The 24,358-nt window shown below is 67.7% G+C and carries 26 protein-coding genes; 12 read left to right on the top strand and 14 right to left on the bottom strand.

The annotated features are described in order from the left end of the window. Window positions 1–8 precede the first annotated feature (8 nt). From ACUDP5_RS02560 to ACUDP5_RS02545, 4 genes are all read right to left on the bottom strand, one after another. Window positions 9–1,280 carry an MdtA/MuxA family multidrug efflux RND transporter periplasmic adaptor subunit gene (locus ACUDP5_RS02560; RefSeq protein ID WP_445658098.1) on the bottom strand — a complete coding sequence of 424 codons (1,272 nt, stop codon included), beginning with the start codon at window positions 1,278–1,280 and terminating at the stop codon, window positions 9–11. A gap of 228 nt (window positions 1,281–1,508) precedes the next feature. After that, on the bottom strand, window positions 1,509–2,261 hold the full coding sequence (gene zapD / locus ACUDP5_RS02555) for a cell division protein ZapD (protein WP_263915493.1): 753 nt from the start codon (window positions 2,259–2,261) through the stop codon (window positions 1,509–1,511). A gap of 42 nt (window positions 2,262–2,303) precedes the next feature. Continuing rightward, complete coding sequence (gene coaE / locus ACUDP5_RS02550) at window positions 2,304–2,951, bottom strand: dephospho-CoA kinase (protein ID WP_445658097.1); 648 nt, start codon at window positions 2,949–2,951, stop codon at window positions 2,304–2,306. Window positions 2,952–3,093: 142 nt separating this feature from the next. Next, window positions 3,094–3,951 carry a prepilin peptidase gene (locus ACUDP5_RS02545; protein ID WP_445658096.1) on the bottom strand — a complete coding sequence of 286 codons (858 nt, stop codon included), beginning with the start codon at window positions 3,949–3,951 and terminating at the stop codon, window positions 3,094–3,096. A gap of 193 nt (window positions 3,952–4,144) precedes the next feature. On the opposite strand from ACUDP5_RS02545, the gene ACUDP5_RS02540 reads away from it, so the two are divergent. Further along, window positions 4,145–4,939 carry a copper resistance protein NlpE gene (locus ACUDP5_RS02540; protein ID WP_263915496.1) on the top strand — a complete coding sequence of 265 codons (795 nt, stop codon included), beginning with the start codon at window positions 4,145–4,147 and terminating at the stop codon, window positions 4,937–4,939. A gap of 140 nt (window positions 4,940–5,079) precedes the next feature. Here ACUDP5_RS02540 and ACUDP5_RS02535 read toward each other — a convergent pair whose 3' ends face one another. The 4 genes from ACUDP5_RS02535 to ACUDP5_RS02520 all read right to left on the bottom strand — a co-directional run bounded on the left by ACUDP5_RS02535 (window position 5,080) and on the right by ACUDP5_RS02520 (window position 7,734). Continuing rightward, the gene (locus ACUDP5_RS02535; RefSeq protein WP_445658095.1) at window positions 5,080–5,550 is read right to left on the bottom strand and encodes a response regulator transcription factor; all 471 of its coding nucleotides are present in this window, start codon (window positions 5,548–5,550) and stop codon (window positions 5,080–5,082) included. Window positions 5,551–5,723: 173 nt separating this feature from the next. After that, on the bottom strand, window positions 5,724–6,578 hold the full coding sequence (panC, locus tag ACUDP5_RS02530; RefSeq protein WP_263915498.1) for a pantoate--beta-alanine ligase: 855 nt from the start codon (window positions 6,576–6,578) through the stop codon (window positions 5,724–5,726). A gap of 60 nt (window positions 6,579–6,638) precedes the next feature. After that, window positions 6,639–7,529, bottom strand: coding sequence for a segregation and condensation protein A (locus tag ACUDP5_RS02525; RefSeq protein WP_025137218.1), 891 nt, complete (start codon window positions 7,527–7,529; stop codon window positions 6,639–6,641). A 16-nt stretch (window positions 7,530–7,545) separates the two neighbouring features. Next, window positions 7,546–7,734 (bottom strand): DUF3460 family protein, encoded by a 189-nt coding sequence (locus ACUDP5_RS02520; protein WP_263915500.1) that lies wholly within the window; start codon window positions 7,732–7,734, stop codon window positions 7,546–7,548. Window positions 7,735–7,832: 98 nt separating this feature from the next. Between ACUDP5_RS02520 and ACUDP5_RS02515 the strand changes: the two genes are divergently transcribed. Both ACUDP5_RS02515 and glpK read left to right on the top strand, forming a co-directional pair. Beyond that, the gene (locus ACUDP5_RS02515; RefSeq protein ID WP_263915501.1) at window positions 7,833–9,287 is read left to right on the top strand and encodes a DHA2 family efflux MFS transporter permease subunit; all 1,455 of its coding nucleotides are present in this window, start codon (window positions 7,833–7,835) and stop codon (window positions 9,285–9,287) included. Next, the gene (glpK, locus tag ACUDP5_RS02510) at window positions 9,274–10,797 is read left to right on the top strand and encodes a glycerol kinase GlpK (protein WP_263915503.1); all 1,524 of its coding nucleotides are present in this window, start codon (window positions 9,274–9,276) and stop codon (window positions 10,795–10,797) included. The genes ACUDP5_RS02515 and glpK overlap by 14 nt, the downstream gene beginning before the upstream one ends. An 81-nt stretch (window positions 10,798–10,878) precedes the next feature. On the opposite strand, the gene ACUDP5_RS02505 is transcribed toward glpK, so the two are convergent. Together ACUDP5_RS02505 and ACUDP5_RS02500 are read right to left on the bottom strand one after the other, a co-directional pair. Further along, window positions 10,879–11,463: a hypothetical protein gene (locus tag ACUDP5_RS02505; protein WP_445658094.1), complete on the bottom strand. Its 585-nt coding sequence runs from the start codon at window positions 11,461–11,463 to the stop codon at window positions 10,879–10,881. Continuing rightward, a complete protein-coding gene (locus ACUDP5_RS02500) occupies window positions 11,463–12,398 on the bottom strand; it encodes a LysR family transcriptional regulator (protein ID WP_263915505.1) in 936 nt (311 codons plus the stop codon). The genes ACUDP5_RS02505 and ACUDP5_RS02500 overlap by 1 nt, the downstream gene beginning before the upstream one ends. Window positions 12,399–12,609: 211 nt before the next feature. Between ACUDP5_RS02500 and gtdA the strand changes: the two genes are divergently transcribed. The 8 genes from gtdA to ACUDP5_RS02460 all read left to right on the top strand — a co-directional run bounded on the left by gtdA (window position 12,610) and on the right by ACUDP5_RS02460 (window position 20,298). After that, entirely contained in the window at window positions 12,610–13,662 is a 1,053-nt protein-coding gene (gene gtdA, locus ACUDP5_RS02495; protein ID WP_445658093.1) for a gentisate 1,2-dioxygenase, read from the top strand. A 74-nt stretch (window positions 13,663–13,736) separates the two neighbouring features. After that, a complete protein-coding gene (locus ACUDP5_RS02490) occupies window positions 13,737–14,435 on the top strand; it encodes a fumarylacetoacetate hydrolase family protein (protein ID WP_445658092.1) in 699 nt (232 codons plus the stop codon). A 12-nt stretch (window positions 14,436–14,447) separates the two neighbouring features. Beyond that, on the top strand, window positions 14,448–15,086 hold the full coding sequence (gene maiA / locus ACUDP5_RS02485; RefSeq protein ID WP_445658091.1) for a maleylacetoacetate isomerase: 639 nt from the start codon (window positions 14,448–14,450) through the stop codon (window positions 15,084–15,086). Then, window positions 15,083–15,481, top strand: coding sequence for a chorismate mutase (locus tag ACUDP5_RS02480; RefSeq protein WP_445658090.1), 399 nt, complete (start codon window positions 15,083–15,085; stop codon window positions 15,479–15,481). Before maiA ends, ACUDP5_RS02480 begins: the two co-directional genes overlap by 4 nt. Then, window positions 15,474–16,478: a Bug family tripartite tricarboxylate transporter substrate binding protein gene (locus ACUDP5_RS02475; RefSeq protein ID WP_445658089.1), complete on the top strand. Its 1,005-nt coding sequence runs from the start codon at window positions 15,474–15,476 to the stop codon at window positions 16,476–16,478. Before ACUDP5_RS02480 ends, ACUDP5_RS02475 begins: the two co-directional genes overlap by 8 nt. Before the next feature lie 20 nt (window positions 16,479–16,498). Further along, complete coding sequence (locus ACUDP5_RS02470; RefSeq protein WP_445658088.1) at window positions 16,499–17,851, top strand: FAD-dependent oxidoreductase; 1,353 nt, start codon at window positions 16,499–16,501, stop codon at window positions 17,849–17,851. A gap of 19 nt (window positions 17,852–17,870) precedes the next feature. Then, a complete protein-coding gene (locus tag ACUDP5_RS02465; RefSeq protein WP_445658087.1) occupies window positions 17,871–19,094 on the top strand; it encodes a 3-hydroxybenzoate 6-monooxygenase in 1,224 nt (407 codons plus the stop codon). Window positions 19,095–19,122: 28 nt separating this feature from the next. Beyond that, complete coding sequence (locus ACUDP5_RS02460) at window positions 19,123–20,298, top strand: ABC transporter substrate-binding protein (RefSeq protein WP_445658086.1); 1,176 nt, start codon at window positions 19,123–19,125, stop codon at window positions 20,296–20,298. Between the two features lie 3 nt (window positions 20,299–20,301). On the opposite strand, the gene ACUDP5_RS02455 is transcribed toward ACUDP5_RS02460, so the two are convergent. Then, window positions 20,302–20,664, bottom strand: a complete 363-nt coding sequence (locus tag ACUDP5_RS02455) for a glyoxalase superfamily protein (RefSeq protein ID WP_445658085.1) — start codon at window positions 20,662–20,664, stop codon at window positions 20,302–20,304. 94 nt (window positions 20,665–20,758) lie between these two features. Between ACUDP5_RS02455 and ACUDP5_RS02450 the strand changes: the two genes are divergently transcribed. Then, entirely contained in the window at window positions 20,759–21,118 is a 360-nt protein-coding gene (locus ACUDP5_RS02450; RefSeq protein WP_263915520.1) for a hypothetical protein, read from the top strand. 126 nt (window positions 21,119–21,244) lie between these two features. Here the strand turns inward: ACUDP5_RS02450 and ACUDP5_RS02445 are convergent, their stop codons facing one another. The 3 genes from ACUDP5_RS02445 to ACUDP5_RS02435 form a co-directional block, all read right to left on the bottom strand. Further along, a complete protein-coding gene (locus ACUDP5_RS02445) occupies window positions 21,245–22,261 on the bottom strand; it encodes a Bug family tripartite tricarboxylate transporter substrate binding protein (protein ID WP_445658084.1) in 1,017 nt (338 codons plus the stop codon). 177 nt (window positions 22,262–22,438) lie between these two features. Beyond that, window positions 22,439–23,179, bottom strand: a complete 741-nt coding sequence (locus ACUDP5_RS02440) for an amino acid ABC transporter ATP-binding protein (RefSeq protein ID WP_006386910.1) — start codon at window positions 23,177–23,179, stop codon at window positions 22,439–22,441. 74 nt (window positions 23,180–23,253) lie between these two features. Next, entirely contained in the window at window positions 23,254–24,357 is a 1,104-nt protein-coding gene (locus ACUDP5_RS02435; RefSeq protein ID WP_445658083.1) for an amino acid ABC transporter permease, read from the bottom strand. Between the last annotated feature and the right edge of the window lies 1 nt (window position 24,358).

The following is a 24,358-nucleotide window of genomic DNA, read 5'->3' as shown; positions in this document are numbered from 1 at the left end:
TCCCTGGCTTACCGGGTCGCCGGCGTGGTGCCCGCCGGGGCGCCCCCGCCCAGCGACTTGTCCTTGGGAATCACCTCGGCGCCGCCCACGACCTCGACCTTGGCGCCAGCGCGCAGGCGGTCGGTGCCCTCGGTCACGACGCGGTCGCCGGGCTGCAGCCCTTCGTTCACGGCCACCATGCCGTTGTTGATGGCGCCCAGCTTGACCTGCTTGACCTGCACCGTGTTGTCCGGCTGCACCTGGAACACGAACGCGCCGGCGGACCCCTGCTGGATCGCCGCCGTGGGAATCGCGGTGACGTCCTTGCGCGTCAGCACGTGCAGGCGCACGTTGACGAACTGGTTCGGAAACAGCGCGTCGTCCTGGTTGTCGAACTTGGCCTTGAGCTTGAGGGTGCCGGTGGTGACGTCGATCTGGTTGTCCAGCGTTTCCAGCTTGCCGGCGGCAATGCGGCGGGTATCGGCGCGGTCATAGGCCTCGACCGCCAGGGTGCGGCCCTGGGCCAGTTCGGCGCGCACTTCGGGCAACTGGGTTTCGGGCAGCGTGAACACCACCGAAATCGGCTGGGTCTGGGTAATCACGACCAAGCCGTTGGTGTCCGAACTGGACACGAGGTTGCCGCGGTCGACCTGGCGCAAGCCCAGGCGGCCGCTGATGGGCGCGGTGATGCGCGCGTAATCCAGTTGCAGGCGGGCATTGTCGACGTTGGCCTGGTCGCTCTTGATGGTGCCTTCATATTGGCGCACCAGCGCGGCCTGGGTGTCGACCTGCTGCTTGGCGATGGAGTCCTGCTTGAACAGGGCCTGGTAGCGCTGCAGGTCGCGGCGCGCGTTCTCGAGCAGCGCCTGATTCTGCATCTGGGTGCCGCGGGCCTGGTCCAGGGCCACCTGGAAGGCGCGCGGGTCCACCTGGGCCAGCAGGTCGCCGGCCTTGACCATCTGCCCTTCCTGGAACGGCACGTCCACCAGCTCGCCGCTGACGCGGCTGCGCACGGTAACGGTGTTGTAGGCGGTCACGGTGCCCAGCGACTTCAGGAAAATGTCGATGTCCTGCGTCACGGCGGTGGCCACGCGCACCGGGACGGCCAGGTTGGCCATGGCCGCCGCCATGTTGGGCCGCCCGCCTGCGCCCGGGCGTCCGCCCCCCGCGCCGCCCGGCGTGGCTGCCGGCCGCAGCGCCACCCAGGCAACGCCGGCCACCACCAGCAAAAGCACCACCACCCCGATGATTCTGCGGCGGGTCCAGCGGGAGGTCGGGGAAACGGGACGACTATCGGACATGGGAAACGGTTCCGGCACGGACGGAGAAAGCCGTATTGTGTACTAGACAACCGTCATTTCAGCGATTGGCCGTTACGACTGAAATAGCGCGCAACAGGAATCGGGACATGGGCAGGGGGGGGGGACGGCCCGCCGAGGGGGGAGACCATCCAGGGACGGCCATCCGGGGCCGATCACCCCGGGGACCTGCCATCCGGGCGCCACCCCGGAGGGGGCCGCCCGTGCGGATCAGGAATTGCAGAGCGTCATCTGGAAGGGGACGTCCCGGGCGACCTGCTGGGGCTTGAATTCGCCGTCTTGCGTCGAAAAGCGGATCCAGATCATGTACTTATTGGCGCTGATTTCGGGAAACACCCCCTGGGCCGCGTCCACCCATACGCGCAGCAGCTGGAACTGCTTGCCGGCCAGCATCTGCTGGTAGGCGCCCTGTTCGGCCACGATGTCGGTCTTGCGGCCGGATTCGCGCAACAGGCGCAGCGCCAGGGTCAGGCCGTCGTAGAGCGGCCCGAAAGGCGCCAGCCAGGCTTGCAGGTCGGCGCAGCGCGCGGCCTCGGACTTGTGCTGCCAGGCGTAGTACGAGGGCATGTCGACCTGGGTGGCGCCGCCGGGCACCGACAGGCGCCCGCGCAGGCTGGTCAGCCATTCGTTTTCGCGCAGCGATTGGCCGGTCTTGCCGGGCGCGGCCAGGGCCGCCGAGACTTTTTCCAGTTCGCGCAGCATGCCTTCCAGCGCATCTTGCGCCACGCCGGGGTGGTCGCGCAGGCCCATCAGGGCCACGCGTTGGCGTTCCAGGTCTTGCAGCACGGCGCCTTTGACGTCGGTGCGTTCGCACGCGTCGAGCAGATCGAACAGCGAGGTGACGGCGACCTGGTGCTGGCGTGAGTCTCCCTCGCGGGCGAAGAAGAACAGCCTGTCGAACAGGTATTCCAGCCGCAGGTAAGCGCGGATGCGCTCATTGAAGGGATATTCAAAAACAATCACGCTTGTAAACAGGCCCATCAGAGGTCGGCCTGGAGGCCGAGATTATTCAGGGGTGCCGGACAAGCCCTGGGCTTGCCGGCCCGTCGTGGCCGCCAGCGCCAGCCAGCGATCATGCAGGGTCTTTGCCTGCGCGCGCAATTGGTCCGGTGAGGTCGCACCGTCGTTATTGATGACATCGTCGGCGACTGCCAACCGGCTTGCCCGCGCAGCCTGTGCCGCCATGATACGCCTGATGGCAGAGTCCGTCAGCCCGCTGCGCGAACGCACGCGCGCCACTTGGGTTTCGGGGTCGCAATCGACCACGCAGATGCGGTCGACGCGGTCGCGCCAACGCGCGATCGACTCGACCAGCAGCGGCACCACGAACACCAGATAAGGCCCGCGCGCGGCCGCGGCCTGGCGCTCGGTTTCCTGGCCGATGACCGGATGCAGCAAGGCTTCCAGGCGCAGGCGGACCTGCGGGTCGGCGAAGGCGCGCTCGCGCATCCAGTCGCGGTTCAAGGCGCCGTCGGCGGTCAAGGCCGCGGGCCCGAACTCACGTTCGATGGCGGGCATCGCGGCACCGCCAGCGGCCGTCAGGGCGCGTGCAATCTCGTCGGTATCGACGACCGATGCGCCCCATTCACCCAGCATGTCGGCCACGCGCGACTTGCCGGAACCGATGCCGCCTGTCAGGCCGATATTGAACATGTGCGTCATTCCTTGCGAACTAGAACGGTAGAGCCTGCCATGGCGGGGGATTGCATCGATGAGTAACCGGCATTGGCGGATGGGCCGCATCGGCGGGTGGGCGGCATCGGCTGGGTGAGCGGCGTCCGCGTTGCGGCCAGGGTCAGCCCAGCAACCATCCCAGGCCCTGCTCGCCCCCCAACAGCAGCACCACCACACCGGCCAGCGCCAGGTACGGCCCGAAAGGCAAGGCCTGCCCGCGGCTGGCACGGCCGCTGAGGGTTTGCGCCCCGCCGATCACCACGCCCACCACCGAGGCGCCCAGCAGCAGCATCGGCAAGGCGCCCACGCCAAACCACGCCCCCAGCGCGGCCAGCAGCTTGAAATCACCAAAACCCATGCCCTCGCGACCGGTCAGCAGGCGGAAGGCATGAAAGATAACCCACAGGAACAGGTAGCCGGCCACCGCGCCCACCACCGCCAGCTGCAACGTGGTGAAGGCGTCGAACAGGTTCACCAGCAGGCCCGCCCAGGCCAGCGGCAGGGTGATGGAATCGGGCAGCAAGGTGGATTCCAGGTCGATCCAGGCCAACGCCACCAGCGCAGCCGACAGGCCCATGGCGCACAGCGCGATGGGCGTGGCGCCGAAGCGCCAGGCGCAGGCGGCGAACAGCACGCAGGTGGTCAGTTCAATGGCGGGGTAACGCCAGCCGATCACGCCGTGGCACGCGGCGCAGCGGCCCCGCAGCGCCAGCCAGCCCGCGAGCGGCAGCCGGCGCCAGCCGGCCACGGGGGCTTGGCAATGCGGGCAATGCGAAGGCGGCGCCAGCAGGCCGTAATCGGCCGGTGGCCGGGCCTTGCCCACGGCGTCCAGGCATTGGGCCTGCCACTCGCGTTCCATCATGCGCGGCAGCCGGTAGGTCAGCCGGGTCAGCCAGCCGCCCACGAACAGGCCAACCCCCGCGGCCAGGCCGATGAACGCGGCCAGCGGTAACGGATAGACATGCCACAAGGAGGTCATGCGAAGCCCCGAGACGCGGTCCGCCCTGCCGAACATCCGGCATTTTCGGCAAAACGGCAGGCTGGCCGCCTGGGACCGTGTCGTAATTTGTGCATAAAGGACGAACAGTGTCTTTCGGGGTGTGGGGGAACGTATCGAATCTTCGCATAAGTGCGTAAAATCGGAGACAGACTCAACTTACGGATCAGCTGCCATGGCCGCGCGCGTCGATATCCCCTCCCGCCCCCGCAAACTCAGCATCGTGGGGCTGCTGTTAGCGGGCACGGTACTGGGCGCTGCGGGCTGCGCCCAGCAACGCACCGAAGGCTACTACGACCCGCCGGTCGAAAGCACGGTCACCGACGCCCAGTACCAGGGCTCGGGCGCCGGCTACCGCACCGTGCTGCGCGCGCCCTCGCAAGTGCAGATCGCGCTCAAGCCCGACCAGAAGAAAACCCAGGCCCAAGCCAGCCAGCCCGCCCAGGGCGGCAACGTCACCGAAGACGGCCAGGCCGTACCGGAAGGCGCCGAAGGCGGCTCGGTGTCGGCCGGGTCGGCCACCGCGCCGGTCGCCGCGCCCGTGGGCGGCGCCGGCGGTGCCCCCCATAGCGCCGCTGCCAACAGCCTGGTGCCGCAACCGCAAACCTACATGGGCACCCTGCCGTGTTTCTCGCCCGCCATGCAGTGCACGGCCCAGCGCGTCACGCTGACGCTGGCGCCCAATGGCCGCTGGCGCGGCCGCACGGCCTACCTGGAAGATGCCGCCAAGAAGGCCGCCCCGGTCGTGGAACAAGGCTGCTGGGATGCCACCGACGAACGCCCGCCGCGCGTGATCTTGCTGGATGGCCAGGGCAATGTGCGGGTGGAATTCCTGGTGGCGGCCAATAACGTGCTGCGCGTGCGTTCCATTGGTGGCCAGACGCCCAACCTGAACTACAACCTGACCCGCCAGCCGGATCTGGACCCGATCGACGAGCTGGCCAAGGCCAACGCGCCCCAGTGCCCGTAAGCCTGCCGGGCCGGTCGTTCCGCCTGGCTTGACCTTGGCGCTTTCCTTCCAGGGCCTGCCGAACTTCACGTTCGCCAGGCCCTGAATTTTGGGCGCCAGCGGGATTGATGTAAGCACCCACTTACTCCACAGGCGTTGAATCACGCGCTTTTATCAGAAATTTCGGGGCCAGGCTGCCCGTTCGGGGCGGCATCCGCGCCAGACCCGCCCGTGGCCGTGCCCGGGAGGTCGCCGGCCGGCGCAGCCCGGGCCGCATACCCCGCCCGGGCGTCCTGCGGTTCATGCAACCAATGCGCCGCCACTGGCGCAGCTGCCGCCCACGCGGGCGGGGCCGCCAAAGACAGCAAGGGATCTTCCTGCGTGATGCCCAGCACGGGCGAGGCGCCCGACCGGCCATGGGCGCACAGCCGGCACGCCAACTGCATGGCATTGCGCGCCCGCAGCTTGGTGAAGATGCGGGCGCGGTGGGATTCCACGGTGCGCAGGGAAATGCCCAGGTCGATGGCGATGACCTTGTTGGGGCGGCCCGCCGCAACGTAGGCAACGATTTGCCGCTCGCGCGGGGTCAGGGCGGACAGGACGGCATGGAGGTCGGGACGGGGTGTCTGCATGGGTGGACTCGGCTCTGCAATGAAGGATTGCAGTGAGTCTGCCCGGCGACCGACGCCGCCGTAAGCTGGCAATTCTGACAGGGGCCCCGGCGTCGCCGGGGCTGCCGGCCGGCCCCCCTGGCACCGGCACGCAAGCACGCCCCGGGCCACGACCCGGCCGCCCGTCGGACACCCTACGCGGTGTAGGACAGTTCCAGGTTATCGATCAGGCGGGTGGCGCCCAGCTTGGCGGCGGCCAGCACCACCACCGGCTCGCCGGCCTGCAGGTCGGCGGCTTCGGGGCGCTTGAGGTCGCGCTGGCGGCGCAGGGCGATGTAGTCCACGCGCCAGCCGCGGTCGGTCAGGGCCTGGGTCGCATCGCGTTCCAGGGCGGCCGCATCGCGCTCGCCGGCGGCCAGGCGTTGGCCGATGTGCTGCAGCTGCGCGTACAGCACCGGGGCTTCGGCGCGTTCGGCATCGCTCAGGTAGCGGTTGCGCGAAGACAAGGCCAGGCCGTCGTCGGCGCGCACGGTCTCGTGCGCCAGTACCTCGACGGGCAACTGGAACTGGCGGCACATGTTGCGCACCACCATCAGCTGCTGGTAGTCCTTCTTGCCGAACACGGCCACGCGCGGCTGCACGCAGGAAAACAGCTTGAGCACCACGGTGCTGACACCCGCGAAAAAACCCGGGCGGAATTCGCCTTCCAGGATGTCGCCCAGGTCATCGGGCGGCTGCACGCGATAGTTCTGGGGTTCGGGGTACATCTCGCGCTCGTTGGGCGCGAACAGCACGTAGACGTCGCGTTCGCGTTCGAGCTTTTCGATGTCGGCGGCCAGGGTGCGCGGGTACTGGTCGAAATCTTCATTGGGCCCGAACTGCAGGCGATTCACGAAGATGCTGGCCACCACCGGGTCGCCATGCTGGCGCGCCAGTTTCATCAGCGCCAGGTGGCCTTCGTGCAGGTTGCCCATGGTGGGCACGAACGACACGCGGTTCTGGCCGCGCAGCTGGTCGCGCAATTCCTGGATGGTGTGTACGACTTTCAAGGGAATTCTCCGGGGTTGGGGGCAGCCCGGTCAGGTTTAGGGCCTGTTGACGAAAAGGACCTAGGCCGCGACCGCCGCGACGCTGGTGTAGGCCAGGCGCACGTAGATGGGAGCATAGGGTTCGGCCTGCGTGATTTCCAGCAAGGATTCACGGGCCAGTTCCAGCATGGCGATGAAGTGCACCACGACGACCGCCGCGGGCGCGCCTTCGCGCACCCGTTCCATGAACAGGTCGCCGAATTCCATGAAGCGCACGTCGTTCAGGCGCCGCAGGATGTGCGTCATGTGGTCGCGTACCGAGAGCTGCTCGCGCGTGATGTGGTGGTGCTGGTTGAGCTTGGCCCGCTTCATGATGTCGGCCCAGGCTTCGCGCAGGTCATCGACACTGACTTCGGGCAGCATGCGCTCGACGCTCAGGTCGGCCACGGCATGGCTGCTGACGAAGTCGCGGCCCAGCTGGGGCATGGCGTCCAGCTTCTGGGCGGCCAGCTTCATCTGCTCGTATTCGAGCAGGCGGCGCACCAGTTCGGCGCGCGGGTCTTCGGGTTCTTCGCCGGTGTCGGTCTTTTTCACCGGCAGCAGCATGCGCGACTTGATCTCGATCAGCATCGCCGCCATGAGCAGGTATTCGGCCGCCAGCTCAAGGTTGTGGATGCGGATCTGGTCTACATACGACAGGTACTGCCGCGTGACATCCGCCATGGGGATGTCCAGCACATTGAAGTTCTGTTTGCGGATCAGGTAGAGCAAGAGGTCCAGCGGCCCCTCGAACGCCTCGAGGAAGATCTCCAGCGCGTCCGGCGGAATGTACAGGTCCGTCGGCATCTGGAACAGCGGCTCGCCGTACAGACGCGCGAACGCCACGCTGTCTATCGTGTCGGGGGTGCTGTCGACGGGCGGTTCCACTAGCGCGGCCAGGGCATCGCCCGGGACGGAGGGGGGGTGGGCCATGGTTGCCGCAGCGAGATCAGTCGGCCTGATACACGTACGGCTTTTGCGGCACGCGCGCCGCGCGGAAGCCTTCCAGCAGTTCCGGGTCCTGGGGCTTGTCCCAAAGACGGGCGCGGCCTTCGCGCTGGCGTTCTTCGGTGCCAGGATGCGACTGCTTGAAGTCTTTCAGGAAAAGGGTGATCTCGGATTCGTAGTTGGTCGCCATGGCACCAATTTCATTGGGTTTCGGATACCCGGAGTTTACTGCACGCGGGACCGGGCCCCGGCGTTACAATCTTTTGGCTCCCAACGCCCCCTCCCGCCATGTCCGCAGAATCCGCAGCCGCAGCCAATCCCGCTCCCCCTACCACCCCGGACGCGGTGCGCGCGGCGCGAATGATTCCCTTCATCGTGGGCTGTGCGCTGTTCATGCAGATGCTGGACGCCACCGTGGTGGCCACCGCCCTGCCGGCCATGGCCCGGGCCCTGGGATCGACCCCGGTGCGGCTGAACGTGGCCATTACCTCCTACCTGCTGTCGGTGGCCGTGTTCGTGCCGGTCAGCGGCTGGGCAGCCGACCGCTACGGCGCGCGCCGGGTGTTCGTGGCCGCCATCGGCCTGTTCACGCTCAGCTCGGTCGCCTGCGCCCTGTCGCAGGATCTGCCCCAGCTGGTCGTCGCCCGGGTCATCCAGGGCATGGCCGGGGCCATGATGGTGCCGGTGGGGCGCATCATCCTCTTGCGCACCGTGCCCAAGCAGGACCTGCTCAAGGCCATGTCGTTCCTGTCGATCCCGGCGCTGCTGGGGCCGGTGATCGGGCCGCCGCTGGGCGGCTTCATGGTCACCTACATGTCGTGGCACTGGATCTTCCTGATCAACATCCCCATCGGCGTGCTGGGCATCGCCCTGGTGCTGCGCTTCGTGGCCGAAATCAAGGAAGAAACCGCGCCGCGCCTGGACTGGCTGGGCTTTCTGCTCAGCGCCGTGTGCCTGGCCGCCCTGGTCAGCGGCTTCGAGGCCATCGGCCGCGACGTGATGCCGCTGCCTGCCCTGCTGGGCCTGATCGCGCTGGGCGCGGCCTGCGGCCTGGCCTATGGCTGGCACGCGCGGCGCATCGACTACGCCATCATCGACCTGTCGCTGATGCGCATCCCCACCTTCGCCATCTCGACGCTGGGCGGCAACCTGTGCCGCTTCGCCGTGGGCGCCACGCCCTTCCTGCTGGCGATGCTGCTGCAGGTGGGCTTCGGCCTGTCGCCGTTTTCGGCCGGCCTGATCACCTTTGCCAGCGCGGCCGGCGCCCTGCTGATGAAATTCGTCGCCACCCCCATCGTGCGCCACTTCGGCTTTCGCCGCGTGCTGACCGTGAACGCCGTGCTGACCGGTATCTTCATCATGGTGTGCGCCACCTTCACGCCGGCCACGCCGGTGTGGCTGCTGATCGCCATCCTGCTGGTCGGCGGCTTCTTCCGTTCGCTGCAATTTACGGGGGTAAATACGCTAACCTATGCCGACATCCCCCCTGCCAAGATGAGCCGCGCCAGCAGCTTTGCCGCCATGGCGCAGCAACTGGGCATCAGCCTTGGCGTGGGTGTGGCCGCCGTCACGCTGAACATCAGCATGACGCTGCGCGGCGCCGAAACACTGGCGGTCGGCGACGTCATCGCCGGCTTCATCGTCATCGGCCTGCTGTGCGCGGCCTCGGTCTTTTCCTTTAGACGCCTCGATCCTCTGGCCGGGGCACACCTGAACGGCGCCAAACAAAGTGACGACGAATGAATTTGTCCTAGCCCTGGACCAGGGCACCACCAGCTCCCGCGCCATCGTGTTCGATCGCGACGGCGTGGTGCGCGGCATCGGCCAACGCGAATTCCGCCAGCACTATCCGCGGCCGGGCTGGGTCGAGCACGACCCCGGCGAAATCTGGCACAGCCAGCTGGACGTGGCCCGCGAAGCCTTGCGCAACGCCGCCGCCAGCGCCGCCGACGTGGCCGCCATCGGCATCACCAACCAGCGTGAAACCACCCTGATCTGGGAACGCGCCACCGGCCGCCCGCTGGCCCGCGCCATCGTCTGGCAGGACCGTCGCACGGCGCCGCTATGCGACCAGCTGCGTGCGGACGGCCACGCCGACTTCCTGCAGGCGCGCACGGGCCTGGTGCTGGACGCCTACTTCTCGGGCACCAAGCTGGCCTGGCTGCTGGACCACGTGCCCGGCGCGCGCCAGAAGGCCGAGCGCGGCGAACTGGCCTTCGGCACGGTCGACACCTGGCTGGTGTGGCAACTGACGGGCGGCGCGGTGCACAGCACCGACCCCAGCAACGCGTCGCGCACGATGCTGTTCGACCTGCATACGCAAGACTGGAACGACGAGATCCTGGCGCTGCTCAACATTCCGCGCAGCGTGCTGCCAGCCATCGCGCCCAGCAGCGCGGTGGTGGGCGAGGCCCTGCCCGAATGGCTGGGCGGCTCCATTCCCATCGCCGGCGTGGCGGGTGACCAGCAGGCCGCCACCTTCGGCCAGGCCTGCTTCAAGCCGGGCATGGCCAAGAACACCTACGGCACCGGCTGCTTCATGCTGATGAACGTGGGCGACCAGCCGGTGCAGTCGCGCAACCACCTCCTGTCCACCGTCGGCTGGGGCCTGCCGGCGCAGGGCCAGGCCGGTTGGCAACCCACCTACATGCTGGAAGGCGGCGTGTTCGTGGCGGGCGCCGCGGTGCAGTGGCTGCGCGACGGGCTGGGCATCATCCAGCGGTCCGAGGAAATCGAATCGCTGGCCGCCAGCGTGGCCGACACCGACGACGTCTTCATGGTGCCGGCCTTTGCCGGCCTGGGCGCGCCGCACTGGGACCCTTACGCCCGCGGCACGCTGGTGGGCCTGACGCGCGGCACCACCCGCGCCCACATCGCCCGCGCCACGCTCGAATCCATCGCGCTGCAAAGCGCCGAACTGCTCACCTGCATGAACGGCGACAGCGGCATCGCGCTGACCGAGCTGCGCGTGGACGGCGGCGCCGCCCGCAACGACCTGCTGATGCAGATGCAGGCCGACCTGCTGGGCGTGCCCGTGGTGCGCCCGCGGGTGCCGGAATCCACCGCGCTGGGCGCGGCCGGCCTGGCCGGGCTGGCGGTCGGCTTCTGGTCGGGCCAGGATGAATTCGCCTCCAAGTGGCAGGCCGAACGCACGTTCGAACCGTCATGGCCGCAATCGGTGCGCGACGCCCGCATGAAACGCTGGCGCCAGGCGGTGGAACTGTCCAAGGGCTGGTCCAACACGGCCAACTAGGCCAGACGGCAGCGGCGCAACGCCGCTGCCCCTTGCAGGATTCGGCGCCGGCCCGTCGGGCTGCCCCCGCCCGGCGGCGACTCAGCGCCGCCGCGCCCGCATCACACGCCGCGCCATCTGGTAGCCGGCGAACACATAGAACGCATTGCTGTTCATCAGCAGCCAGGCGCCCGCGCCGCCGAGCAAGGCGACCACCGGGCCCACGGCCCGCATATCCCCTTGCGACCAGGCGATCAGCCCGAGGACGCCGCTGGCCGCCAACGTCAGCGCAGTGCGCTTGAGCAGCACCAGGCCGAACGCGTGGCCGCCCATGAAAGCCACCACGCCGATGGCCAGCGCCAGTGCGGTGACCGCGCAGGCCAGCACCAGCGCAAAGGCCGCCAACGCCGGCCCCGCGGGGCGCAGCAGCAGGCTCAACAGGCCGATGCCCACGCCGATGCCGCCCACCATCGTCAACACCGCCAGCACCAGCGGCGACCACAGGCCGGGCGGGGTCTGGCGCGCGTCCACGTCGGCAATGAAGCGGTGCATGGCGGTGGACGTGGCAGCAGCGCGGCGATCCCCCTCTGGCGCCGCGCCATCCTCGCGCCCGGCCTCGTCCCGCAGCGCCGCTTCCAGCTTGCGGCACTGCGCGATCAGCGCGTTCAGGCCCGGGCTTGTAGCCATCACAGCCTCGTCACGCCCGGGGCGTGTTCGGCCACCGTGTTGCGCAGGGCCGCCATGGCTTGCTGCACGGCGGCCGGGCGGAAGGCGTCTTCGCGCCAGTACATCGCCACCGAGCCAAAACCCGACAGCCGCACCGGGATGATGCGCATCGCCTTCATCTGCGCAAAGCGCAGCGCGGCGCGGTGCGAGGCCACGCCGATCATGTCGCTGTTGTTGATCAGCGTGAGGTTGATGGTCACCGAATTGGATTCCACGTGATCCGCGGGCGGCGCCTGCCCGGCCGCGGCCAGCGCGGCATCGACTGCGTTGCGGATCGGCGTGCCCTTGGGCCAGAGGATCCAGCGGTACGACAGCAGGTCCGGCCAGCCCGGCTGTTCCAGCGCGAACAGCGGATGGCGCGGCCGCGCCACCAGGTGGATCGGTTCAAGGTACAGGGCTTCGAAGCGGATGGCGGGGTCGTGGTGCTCGGGCGCCGAGCGGCCCACCACGATGTCCAGGTCGCCCTGGGCCAGTTGCGCCAGCAGGCGGTCGGTGGTGCCTTCCACCAGCTTCACGCGGGCCTGCGGCATGCGCTCCAACAGTTTCAGCACCGCCAGCGGCACGGTGTCGGACGCCGAAGCGCCCGATGCGCCGATCACCACCCGGCCGCCGCCGCCTTCGCGCAGCGCGGCCATGTCCGCGCTGGCGCGGTCCAGCTGCGCCTCGACCCGCTGCGCATGCGCGATCAGCACGTCGCCATGCGGCGTGGGCCGCAGGCCGCGCGCGTGGCGCTCGAACAGCGGCAGGCCGATATCGTCTTCCAGGTCCTTCAGCCATTTCGACAGGCCCGGCTGGGTCGTGTTGAGCATGGCGGCCGAGTGGCTGATGTTGCGGGTCTGGGCCAGGCTGAGCAACATTTTCAGGTTGCGCAGGCGCAGGCGGTGGGTCCAGTCCATGGCGCCCTCTTGTCTCTTGTGAGGTGTCGTACGTGAGCCGGGCGGCGCCGTACGTATATGGTTATTGGTATGGATAATAAGATAATTTCATTTCAAAACACATAGCTCGTTCCGCATAATCGTCTCCCTATCAGGCCCCGCCGCGCCCCTTGCGACGGCGGGCCATGCCGACAAGAAGGCCGGCCCCGACGCCGGCCCAGGAGACAAGACCATGCCCGACGGCCATCCCCCCGGCGCGGACCGCGCTGCCTATTACGCGCGCATCGCGCAGAAACACATGGCGCCCCTGTGGGAATCGCTGCACAACCTGGTGCCGCGCCACCCCGCGCCGCGCTGCGTGCCCGCCCTCTGGAAATACGACGACGTGCGCGATGACGTGCTGTCCTCGGGCTCGCTCATCAGCGCCGAAGAGGCCGTGCGCCGCGTGCTGATCCTGGAGAACCCCGGCCTGCCCGGCCAGGCCAGCATCACGCAAAGCCTGTACGCCGGCCTGCAACTGATCCTGCCCGGCGAAATCGCGCCCAGCCATCGCCACACCCAGTCGGCCCTGCGCTTCATCGTCGAAGGCCGCGGCGCCTACACCGCGGTCAACGGCGAACGCACCACCATGCACCCGGGCGATTTCATCATCACGCCGTCCTGGACCTGGCACGACCATGGCAACGCCGAAACGGTCGACGGCGGCGAGCCGGTCGTGTGGCTGGACGGCCTGGACATTCCGCTGCTGCGCTTTCTGGACGCGGGCTTTGCCGAGAACTACCCGCAGGCCACCCAACCCGTCACGCGCCCCGAAGGCGACAGCATGGCGCGCTTTGGCCACAACATGGCGCCCGTGCGGCATCGCGCGGCCGGCGGCACCTCGCCGATCTTCAACTACCCCTACGAGCGCAGCCGCGAAGCCCTGGATTCACTCTACCGCCACGGCGAACTCGACCCCTGGGACGGCGTGAAGCTGCGCTACCTGAACCCGGCCACCGGCGGCTACCCCATGCCCACCATGGCCACCTTCATGCAGCTGCTGCCCGCGGGCTTTCAGGGCAAGCCATTTCGCAGCACCGATTCCACCGTCTACAGCGTGGTGGAAGGCCGCGGCACGGCCCGCATCGGCGACGCCGAATTCCACTTCGGCCCGCGCGACGTGTTCGTGGCGCCGTCGTGGCTGCCGGTGCAACTGGCGGCGCTGGACGACGCCACGCTGTTCAGCTATTCGGACCGCCCGGTGCAGGACGCCCTGGGCCTGTGGCGCGAAGAGCGCATCGCCTGAACGCCCCGCGTTTCCCACTTCATGTCGGCCGGCGCCCGCGCGGGCGCCGGCCTCGCATTCCTACAAGGTGACCCATGTCTTTTGTCTTTGATCCCGCCGCTCCCGTTGCCGTGCCCGTCGCCGGCAGCGCCGACTGCTTCCCCGTGCGCCGCGTCTACTGCGTGGGCCGCAACTACGCCGCCCATGCCCGCGAGATGGGCTTCGACCCCGACCGCGAACCGCCTTTCTTCTTCTGCAAGCCGGCCGACGCCGTGGTGCCGGTGGCGCCGGACACCACGCTGTCGCTGCCCTACCCGCCCGAAACCGCCAACCTGCACTACGAAATCGAACTGGTCGCGGCCATTGGCAAGGGCGGCGCGAACATCGGCGTCGACGAGGCGCTGCAGCACGTCTGGGGCTATGCCGTCGGCCTGGACATGACCCGCCGCGACCTGCAGATGAAGATGCGCGAAGCCGGCCGCCCGTGGGAATTGGGCAAGGCCTTCGACCAGAGCGCCCCGATCGGCCCGTTGCACCGCGCAGCCAAGGTGGCTGGCATACACGAGGCGGCCATCTGGCTGCAGGTCAACGGCACGGACAAGCAGCGCAGCGACATCGGCAAGCTCATCTGGTCGGTCGCCGAAACCATCGCCTACCTGTCCCGGTACTTCCGCCTGGAAGCCGGCGACCTGATCTACACCGGCACGCCCGAAGGCGTGGGCCCGGTGGTACGCGGCGACACGATGGTCGGCGGCGTGGACGGCCTGGGCACGCTCAGCGTGCGCATCGACTGAGCCGGAGGCCCCATGCAACTGCACAGCTTCTTCAACAGCTCCACCTCGTACCGCGTGCGCATCGCGCTGGCCCTGAAGGGCGTGGCGTTCGAGGTGCTGCCCATCAACCTGCGCAAGCAGGAACAGCGCGCCGCCGGCTACGTTGCCATCAACCCGTCAGCCGGCGTGCCGCTCTTGACCGACGGCGATTTTTCCTTGTCGCAGTCGCTGGCCATCATCGACTACCTGGATGCCACCCACCCCGAACCACGCCTGATCCCGCGTGACGTGCGCGAGCGCGCCCGTGTGCTGGAACTGTCGGACGCCATCGCCTGCGATATCCACCCGGTCAACAACATGCGCATCCTGCGCTACCTGCAGGAAGAACTGGGCGCCACCGACGCCCAGAAGAACGCCTGGTATCACCACTGGATCCGCGAAGGCCTGACGGCGGTCGAGACCCTGCTGGCCCGCCACGGCCATGGCGCCTACTGCTTTGGCGCTGCGCCGACGCTGGCCGACTGCTGCCTGGTGCCGCAAGTGGCCAACGCGCAGCGCATGGGCTGCGACCTGTCGGCCTACCCGAACGCGCTGCGCGTCTATGCGCACTGCACCGCCCAGCCCGCGTTCCAGCAGGCCGCGCCCGCCCACCAGCCGGACTACGTCAAATGAGCCGCCAAGCCACGCCGGGCCAGGAGCCCGACCCCCAGGGCGCGCCGCTGCGCGAATACACCGACCCCGCCTACCGGCCCCTGTGCGCGACCCTGTCCGAGGTACGCGCCAATATCGATCGGCTCGATGACGAGATCGTGCGGCTGATGGCCGAACGCGCCATGTACGTGAAAGACGCCGCACGCTTCAAGCGCGACGCCTTCCAGGTCAGCGCCCCGGCCCGCCAGGCCGAGGTCTTCGAGAAGGTGCGGCGCCTGGCCGAACGCCACGACCGCGGCTTCGAGAACCTGGACCAGGTGGTGGACGCCGCCTACCGCGCGATGGTCGCGGCCTTCATCGCCAATGAACAGACCTATTTCAACACCATGAAGATCGTGGGAGACAAGCATGCGTGATTTCACCCCCCTGACCCGAGCGCGCGGTGTCGCGGCATGCGCCCTGGCCCTGGGCCTGGTCGCGCTGGCGCCATGGGGCGCGGCGCAGGCCGCCGATGCCTGGCCGACGCAGCCGCTCAAGGCGATCGTGCCGTTCGGTCCGGGTTCCAGCCCCGACCAGGTGGCGCGCATCGTCGGCGAGAAGGCCGGCGCCCTCCTGGGCCAGACCGTGGTGGTGGAAAACAAGCCCGGCGCCAGCGGCAACATCGGCACCTTCGCCATCGCCAATGCCAAGCCCGACGGCTACACCTTCGGCGTGTCCATCACGGGCCCCCTGGTGAACAACACGCTGCTGTTCGACAAGCTGCCCTATTCGCCCGCCACCGACCTGGCGCCCCTGACGCTGGCGGTGCACCAGCCCAACGTGCTGGTGGTGCCGGCCAACGCCGGCATCGCCAACGTCGGCCAATTGCTGGAGGCACTGAAGAAAAACCCGGACAAGTACAACTTTCCCTCGCCGGGTGCCGGCACGGTGTCGCACCTGGCCGTCGAACTGCTGCTGCAGCAGATCGGCGCGCGCGCCACCCACGTACCGTATCCGTCGTCGCCTGCCGCGCTGACCTCGCTGCTGTCGGGCGATACCCAGTTCGCCGCGCTGCCGCCGATTGCCGTGATGCCGATGGTCAAGGATGGCCGCCTGAAGGCGCTGGCCGTCACCTCGTCCAAGCGCTCGGGCCTGCTGCCCGAGATTCCCACGCTGGCCGAAGCCGGCGTGCCCGGCATCGAAGGCTCGGCCTGGATCGGCTTCGTGATCTCGTCCAAGGTGCCGGCCGACATCCAGAAAAAGCTGTCCGATGCGCTGATCCAGGCGATCCGCGACCCGGAAGTCGTCAAGCGCCTGCAAGCGCAGTTCATGGACCCCGTGGGCAGCAGCCCGGCCGAGTTCCGCGCCTACATGGACGACGAGCTCACGCGCTGGGAACCCCTGATCAAGAAGCTGGGCATCAAGGGCCAATAGCGTTGCGCAAGGAGACAAGCATGAGCATTACCGAACCCGCCCGCCAGATTCCGCTGTACGGCGAATACGACGTCGTGGTGCTGGGCGGCGGCCCCGCCGGCATTCTCGCGGCCGCCAGCGCCGCCCGCAACGGCGCCCGCGTGCTGCTGGTGGAACGCTACGGCTTTCTGGGCGGCATGGGCACGGCCGCGGGGGTGTCCAACTTCTGCGGCCTGCATGCCAACATCCACGGCGAGATCCACCAGGTGGTGCACGGCATGACCGACGAACTGCTGGACCGCATGCGCGCGCTGGGCGGCCTGAACGACCCACACCTGATCCTGGGCAAGATCCACGCCCAGGCCTACGACATCTCGGCCTTCAAGTGCGCGGCCGACGGCATGGTGCAGGACAGCGGCGCGCAGATCCTGTTCCACGCCCTGGCCACCGGCCTGACGCGCGACGCGGCCGGCAATGTCGATGCGCTGTTCCTGGAAACCAAGTCGGGCCGCTGCGCGGTGCGCGGCAAGGTCTTCATCGACTGCTCGGGCGACGCCGACATCGCCCAGTGGGGCGGCCTGCCCTTCGAGAAAGGCGATGCCCAGGGACACATGCTCTACCCCACGCTGATGTTCAAGGTCGGCAACGTCGACGGCACCCGCGCCCAGGAAGCCTGGAAGACGATTCCGCTGCTGATGGACCAGGCCGCGGCCAGCGGCGAATTCACCTTTCCGCGGCGCGGCGCCATCGTGCGGCCGCAAAAGCATGACTACGAATGGCGCGTCAACGTCACGCAGCTGGCCAACGCCGACGGCAGCGCGGCCGACGGCACCGACGCCGCGTCGCTGTCGGCCGGCGAACTGGAAGGCCGCCGCCAGATCACGCAGTACCTGGCTTTCCTGCGCGCCAAGGTGCCGGGCTTCGAACAGGCCTATGTGCTGGACATTGCCCCGCAACTGGGCATCCGCGAAACCCGCCGCATCGTCGGCGAAGCCGTGCTGACCAAGGAAGACGTCCTGGGCTGCGCCGATTTCGACGACAGCATCGGCGTGAACGGCTGGCCGCTGGAGATGCACACGGCCGGTGACGTGCAATGGATGTGGCCGCCCATTCCCGAATCGCGCGGCTACAACCAGCTGCCGTTTCGCATGATGGTGCCGCGCCGCGGCGCGGGCGTGGCCGGCAACGTGCTGGTGGCCGGGCGCTGCGCGTCGATGACGCACGAAGGCCAGTCGGCCGCGCGTGTCAGCGGCAGCTGCTTCGTCATGGGCGAAGCCGCCGGCACCGCGTCGGCGATGGCGCTGCGCGCCGGCATCGCGCCGGCCGACGTGCCCGTGGCGGCGCTGCAGGCGCAACTGGAAAGCCAGGGCGCCTTCCTGGGCCGCCAGGAATGACCCTGCAAGGAATTTCGCAATGAACGCAACACCGGCAGTCTCTTCTTCCCCGCAATCCGTGATCGTCGTGGGCGGCGGCATCGGCGGCCTGGCCGCCGCGCTGGCGCTGACCCGCCAGGGCATCGCGGTGCAGTTGCTGGAACAGGCCGCGCACATCGGCGAAATCGGCGCCGGCATCCAGCTGGGGCCCAATGCCTTCGCCGCGCTGGACGCCCTGGGCGTGGGCGCCACCGCGCGGCAGCGGGCGGTCTTCACCGACCACATCATCATGATGGACGCGGTCGATGCCCGCGAAGTGGTGCGCATCGACACCGGCGCGGCGTTTCGCGAGCGCTTCAACGGCCCCTATGCCGTGATCCACCGCGCCGACATCCACCTGTCCATCCTGGAAGCCGTGCAGCAGAACCCGCTGATCCGCTTTCGCACCTCGACCCAGATATCCAGCGTGTCCCAGGACGGCCGGCGGGTCGAAGTGGTCGACACCGACGGCAACCGCTATCAGGCCGATGCCGTGGTGGGGGCCGATGGCGTGAAATCCGTGATCCGCGAACGCCTGATCGGCGACCCGGCGCGCGTGACGGGCCACGTGGTCTATCGCGCCGTAGTGGAACGCGACAACATGCCCGAGGAACTGCGCATCAACGCACCCGTGCTGTGGGCCGGCCCGCACTGCCACCTGGTGCACTACCCCTTGCGCGGCGGCCAGCAATACAACCTGGTGGTGACCTTCCACAGCCGCGAACCCGAACAATGGGGCGTGCGCGAAGGCAGCAAGGACGAAGTGCTGTCGTACTTCCAGGGCATCCATCCGCGCCCGCACCAGATGCTGGACCGCCCCACCTCGTGGAAGCGCTGGGCCACCGCCGACCGCGAACCCGTCGAACAGTGGGGCGAAGGCCGCGTCACGATCCTGGGCGACGCCGCCCATCCCATGACGCAGTACATGGCCCAGGGCGCCTGCATGGCGCTGGAAGACGCGGTGACGCTGGGCGAAGCCGTCAAACGCTGCGACCACGACCTGCAAGCCGCTTTCCGCCTGTACGAATCGGTGCGCATTCCCCGCAGCGCGCGCGTGGTCTGGTCGACCCGCGAAATGGGCCGCCTGTATCACGCGCGGGGCGTCGAACGCACCGTGCGCAACATGCTGTGGACCGGTCGCAGCCAGTCCCAGTTCTATGACGCGTTGCAGTGGCTCTATGGCTGGAAAGTGGAGAACTGTCTCGCGGGACCCATCGAGCCGTAGAAAAACGGCAGGCAAGGAGGAGACAACCATGACACACCCCACCATCCGCGGCGCCGCCGCGATGCTGCTGGCCACGGCGGCACTGGCCGCCCAGGCACAGCAAAAGCCCGTGGACATCGGCTTCATCGGCACGCTGTCCACGCCCGCCGGCTATATCGGCGAAGACGAGCGCGACGCCTTCATGCTGGCCGTCAAGGAAGGCGGCGGCAAGCTGGGCGGCGTGCCGGTCAACGTGCGGGTCGAAGACGACGCGCTCAAGCCGGCCAACGCCAAGCAGATCGCCGACAAGATGGTGCAGGGCGGCGTGCGCCTGTTCACGGGCGTCAATTTCTCCAACGTGCTGGCCGCGGTGGCGCCCACGGTGCTCAACGCCGGCGGCTTCTATGTCAGCCTGAACGCCGGGCCGTCCAACTACGCCGGCAAGGCCTGCCACCCCAACTACTTCTCGGTGTCGTTCCAGAACGATTCGTACGCCGACACCGCGGGCATCGCCGCCAACGAGCTGGGCGCCAAGCGCGTCGTGGTCATGGCGCCCAACTACCAGGCCGGGCGTGACGCCGTGGCGGGCTTCAAGCGCACCTACAAGGGCGAGATCGCCGAAGAGATCTACACCAAGCTGGACCAGGCCGACTTCTCGGTCGAATTGGCGCGCGTGCGGTCGCTGGCGCCCGACGCCATCTTCCAGTTCCACCCGGGCGGTGCGGGCATCAACCTGACCAAGCAGTTCGCCAATTCCGGGCTGGACGGCAAGATCAAGATGATCACCCCGATCTATTCGATGGACGAGCGCATGCTGGCCGCCACCGGCACCGCGGGCAAGGGCTTCTACCTGAGTTCGCTGTGGAGCGCCGATCTGGACAACGCGCAGAACAGGCACTTCGTGGATGCCTTCACCAAGGCCTACAACCGAGCGCCTACCGCCTATGCCGCGCAGGCCTACGACACCGCCAACCTGATCGGCATGGCCCTGAAGGCCGCGGGCGGCGACATCGCCGGCAAGCCCGACGCCTTCCGCGACGCATTGCGCCGCGCCAACTTCCCCAGCGTGCGCGGCAAGTTCAAGTTCGGCCCCAACCAGCATCCCGTGCAGGACTGGTATCTGCTGCACATCGAAGCCGGCCCCGACGGCAAGCTGGTCTACAAGAACCTCAAGGTGATTGCGCGCGACCACACCGACGTGCATGTGGCCGACTGCAAGATGTAGGCCCTAATCCTGCGACTCGCAGAACGTCAGCCGGTTGCCGAAGGGGTCGGTCACCTGCAGCAGCCGGCCCCAGGGCGCGTCTTCGATGCCGGGGCGCGCATAGCCGTATTGCTTGGCGATCAATTCGGCCTGGTAGTCATCCACGCCCTGCGTACGCACGAAGATCGCAGAGCCGGGCGTGGCGTCGCCATGATGCTCGCTGAGGTGCAGCACCAGGTCGCCGCGATGCACCTGCGCGTACAGCGGCAGGCCCGGTTCGAAGCGATGTTCCCAGTCCCATTCGAAGCCCAGGAAATCCAGATAGAACTCGCGCGCCTTTACTTCGGAAAAGATACGCAGGATGGGAATGGCGGGGGACAAATCCATGGTCAGGCCTTAGTATGCGTAGGGTCGCGCACCGGGTGCCGGTGCGCCGCGACGACCGCACGTGCATCAGCCAGCATATATCAAATCGATCCCCATGCCCGACGCCCAAGCCGCTTCCTGGAAACACCTGCCCGCGCCGAAAAAGCGCACTGCCCTGCCCTTTGACGCCGTCTATACGGCCGAACAGTACGCCCGCCTGCGCCAAGGCCGCGTGCCGCAGGAAATGGAAGACAAGTGGTTCATCTACCTGGAAGACGGCGTGCTGCGCTTTCACCGCAGCTGGACCGGCATCTGGATCTACGCCGTAACCTTGCAGCCAGACGGCGAGCAATGGCGCGCGGGCCATGCCTGGGTCAATCGCGAGGCCGACCAGTACGGCTGCACCGACCTTGAGACCGACCGCAAGCTGCTGCTGCGGCTGGTCGACAATCTGCTGGCCTCGCCCGTGGCGTGACGTCATCGGCCGGCCACGCATGCCACCTGGCCGGCCCAGGAAAAAGCCGCGCCCTGGGGCGCGGCTTGCATCAGGCCCGCGTAGCCGACGGCATGTCGCCGGCACGCACGCGTCAGGCGCCTGCGTTCAATTCAGGCTGGCGCCGGAGATCTTCACGATCTCCTGGTACTTGGCCTTTTCGGTCTTGACGAATTCGGCGAAGGCTTCGGGCGTCATCGGGCCCACTTCCGAACCCATCAGCAGCGAGCGCTGCTTCACATCCGGCAGCTCCATCGCGTCGGCGAAGGCCTTGTGCAGCTTGGCCACCACCGGCGCGGGCGTGCCGCCCGTGGCGAACACGCCGAACCAGGTGCCCAGGTCAAAGCCCTTGATGCCGGACTCTTCCACGGTGGGCACATCGGCCAGCAGCGACGAGCGCTTGGCCGTGGTCACGGCCAGCGCCTTGACCTTGCCGTCCTTGATCAGCGGTGCGGAAGCCGCCAGGTTGTCGAACATGAAGTCCGACTGGCCCGACAGCAACGCCAGCTGCGCGGGTGCGGCGCCCTGGTAGGGAATGTGCTCGACGTTGATGCCGGCGCGCGCCTTGAGCAGCTCGCCCGACAGATGGCCCGCGCTGCCGTTGCCGCCCGAACCGTAGTTCAGCTTGCCCGGGTTCTTCTTGGCATAGTCGATCAGGTCGGCCAGCGTCTGGATCTTGTTCTTGGTGGCGAAGTCGACGTTCATGACCAGCACGTTCGGCACCGACGTCACGATGGTGATGGGCGCGAAGTCCTTCACCGGGTCATAAGGCAGGTTGGCGAACAGCCAGGGATTGATGGCGTGGGTAGCCACGGCGCCCATCACCAGCGTGTAGCCATCGGCCGGGGCCTTGGCCACCAGGTCGGCGCCGATGTTGCCGCCGGCGCCCGAGCGGTTTTCCACGATCACGGGCTGGCCGAGCGAGCCGCGCACCTTTTCGGCCAGCATGCGGGCCATGGTGTCCAGCGGGCCCCCGGGCGGGTAAGGCACCACGAAGCGCAACGGCTTGGTGGGAAAATCGGTGGCCTGGGCCAGCGCGGGCGCCGAAAAGGCCAGCGTGGCGGCCAGGGCTGCGACGCCGCCCAGCAAGGCGCGGCGCAGGGCGCTACGGGGGGTCTGTTTCATGTCGTGTTCTCCTCTCGATGCATCATTGGCGGTCGGTAGCATACCGCAGCGAGACGAACGGCGTAACAAAGGGCTACCGCCGAAAGCGGCTCGAATTCGGGCAAAAGAAAAGCCGCCTTCGCAGGAAGGCGGCTTTCGTTCCCCAGGGCAGCGGCCAACGCCGCCCCGCGTTCCAGATCAATGCAAAATCTGGCTCAGGAACAGCTTGGTGCGTTCGTTCTGCGGATTGTCGAAGAACTCGTCCGGGCTGTTCTGCTCGATGATCTCGCCGCGGTCCATGAAGATGACGCGGTTGGCGACCTTGCGCGCAAAGCCCATTTCGTGGGTCACGCACAGCATCGTCATGCCGCTTTCCTGGGCCAGGTTGACCATCACGTCCAGCACTTCCTTGACCATTTCCGGGTCCAGGGCCGAGGTGGGCTCATCGAACAGCATGATCTTGGGGCTCATGCACAGCGACCGGGCAATCGCCACGCGCTGCTGCTGGCCGCCGGACAGCTGGCCGGGGAATTTCTTGGCCTGGTCCGGAATGCGCACGCGTTCCAGGTACTTCATGGCCGTGGCTTCGGCTTCGGCACGCGGCTTTTTCAGCACCCACATGGGGCCCAACGTCAGGTTCTCCAGCACCGTCAGGTGCGGGAACAGGTTGAAGTGCTGGAACACCATGCCGACGTCCTTGCGGATGGTCTCGATGTGCTTCAAGTCGTTGGTGAGCTCCGTGCCGTCCACGATGATGTGGCCTTTCTGGTGCTCTTCGAGCCGGTTGATGCAGCGGATCATGGTGGACTTGCCCGAGCCGGACGGCCCGCACACCACGATGCGCTCACCCGGCGCCACGTCCAGGTTGATGTTGCGCAGCACGTGGAACTGGCCGTACCACTTGTTCACGTCCTGCAGTCGAATGATGGCATCAGACATGCCTGTACTCCCTAAGTATCGCGGTGCGCGCCCGCTTGGGGCGGACGCGCGGCAAAAGTGTGGGGCTGTTGACCCTAGCGTTCATGACCCGTGGCCAGGCGTTTTTCCAGTGCCTGGCTGTATTTGGACATGGAGAAGCAGAAGACGAAGTAGATCAGCGAGATGAACAGGTACGCCTCTACCCCGAAGCCGCGCCATGCCGCGTCGGACAGCGCCGCCTTGGCGGCCAGCGTCAGGTCGAAGATGCCGATGATGACCACCAGCGAGGTGTCCTTGAACAGCGCGATGAAGATGCTGACCAGCGGCGGGATGACGATCTTCAGGGCCTGCGGCAGGATGATCTTGCGCATCTGCTGCCAGTAGTTCAGGCCCAGCGAATCGGCGCCTTCGTACTGCCCCTTCGGAATCGCCTGCAGGCCGCCGCGCACCGTTTCGGCGATGTACGCGGCCGCGAACATGATGATCGCGATCTGCGCGCGCAACAGCTTGTCGATGGAAAAGCCTTCGGGCAGGAACAAGGGCAGCATCACCGACGACATGAACAGCAGGCTGATCAGCGGCACGCCGCGGATGAGCTCGATGTACACGACGCACAGCGCCTTGATGGCGGGCATCTTCGAGCGCCGGCCCAGGGCCAGCAGCACGCCGATCGGGAAGGCGAAGGCGATGCCGAACGTGGACAGGATCAGCGTGAGCGGCAGGCCGCCCCAGCGTGCGTTTTCCACGTAGGTCAGGCCGAACACGCCGCCCCACATCAACAGGGCCACGGCGGTCAGGCCGACGGTCCAGATGACAGCGAGCTTCCAGTTCCAGAAACGGCGGATGCCGCTGCAGACGATGACCGCGATCAGGATGATCGTGGCGATCAGCGGACGCCATTGTTCGTCGTACGGATACGTGCCGAACAGGATCAGGCGGTGCTTCTCGATGATGAAGGCCCAGCAGGCGCCGCCGACGGACGCGCGGCATTCCTGCGCGTTGGCGGCGGTGTAGTTGGCCTTGATGAAAGCCCATTCCACCAGCGCCGGCACCGACATCAACAGGAACCAGGCCACCAGCACGGTGATCAGGATGTTCAGCGGCGAGGAAAACAGGCGCTCGCGCACCCAGGCCCACGCACCGACGTGGGTCTTGGGCGGCGGCAGCCCTTCGGTGGGGATATGCGTAGTGCTGCTCATA

Source organism: Achromobacter sp. NCFB-sbj8-Ac1-l (assembly GCF_052695805.1).
Note: the sequence above shows the minus strand (reverse complement) of the source record. Positions and strands in the feature narration are given on the sequence as shown.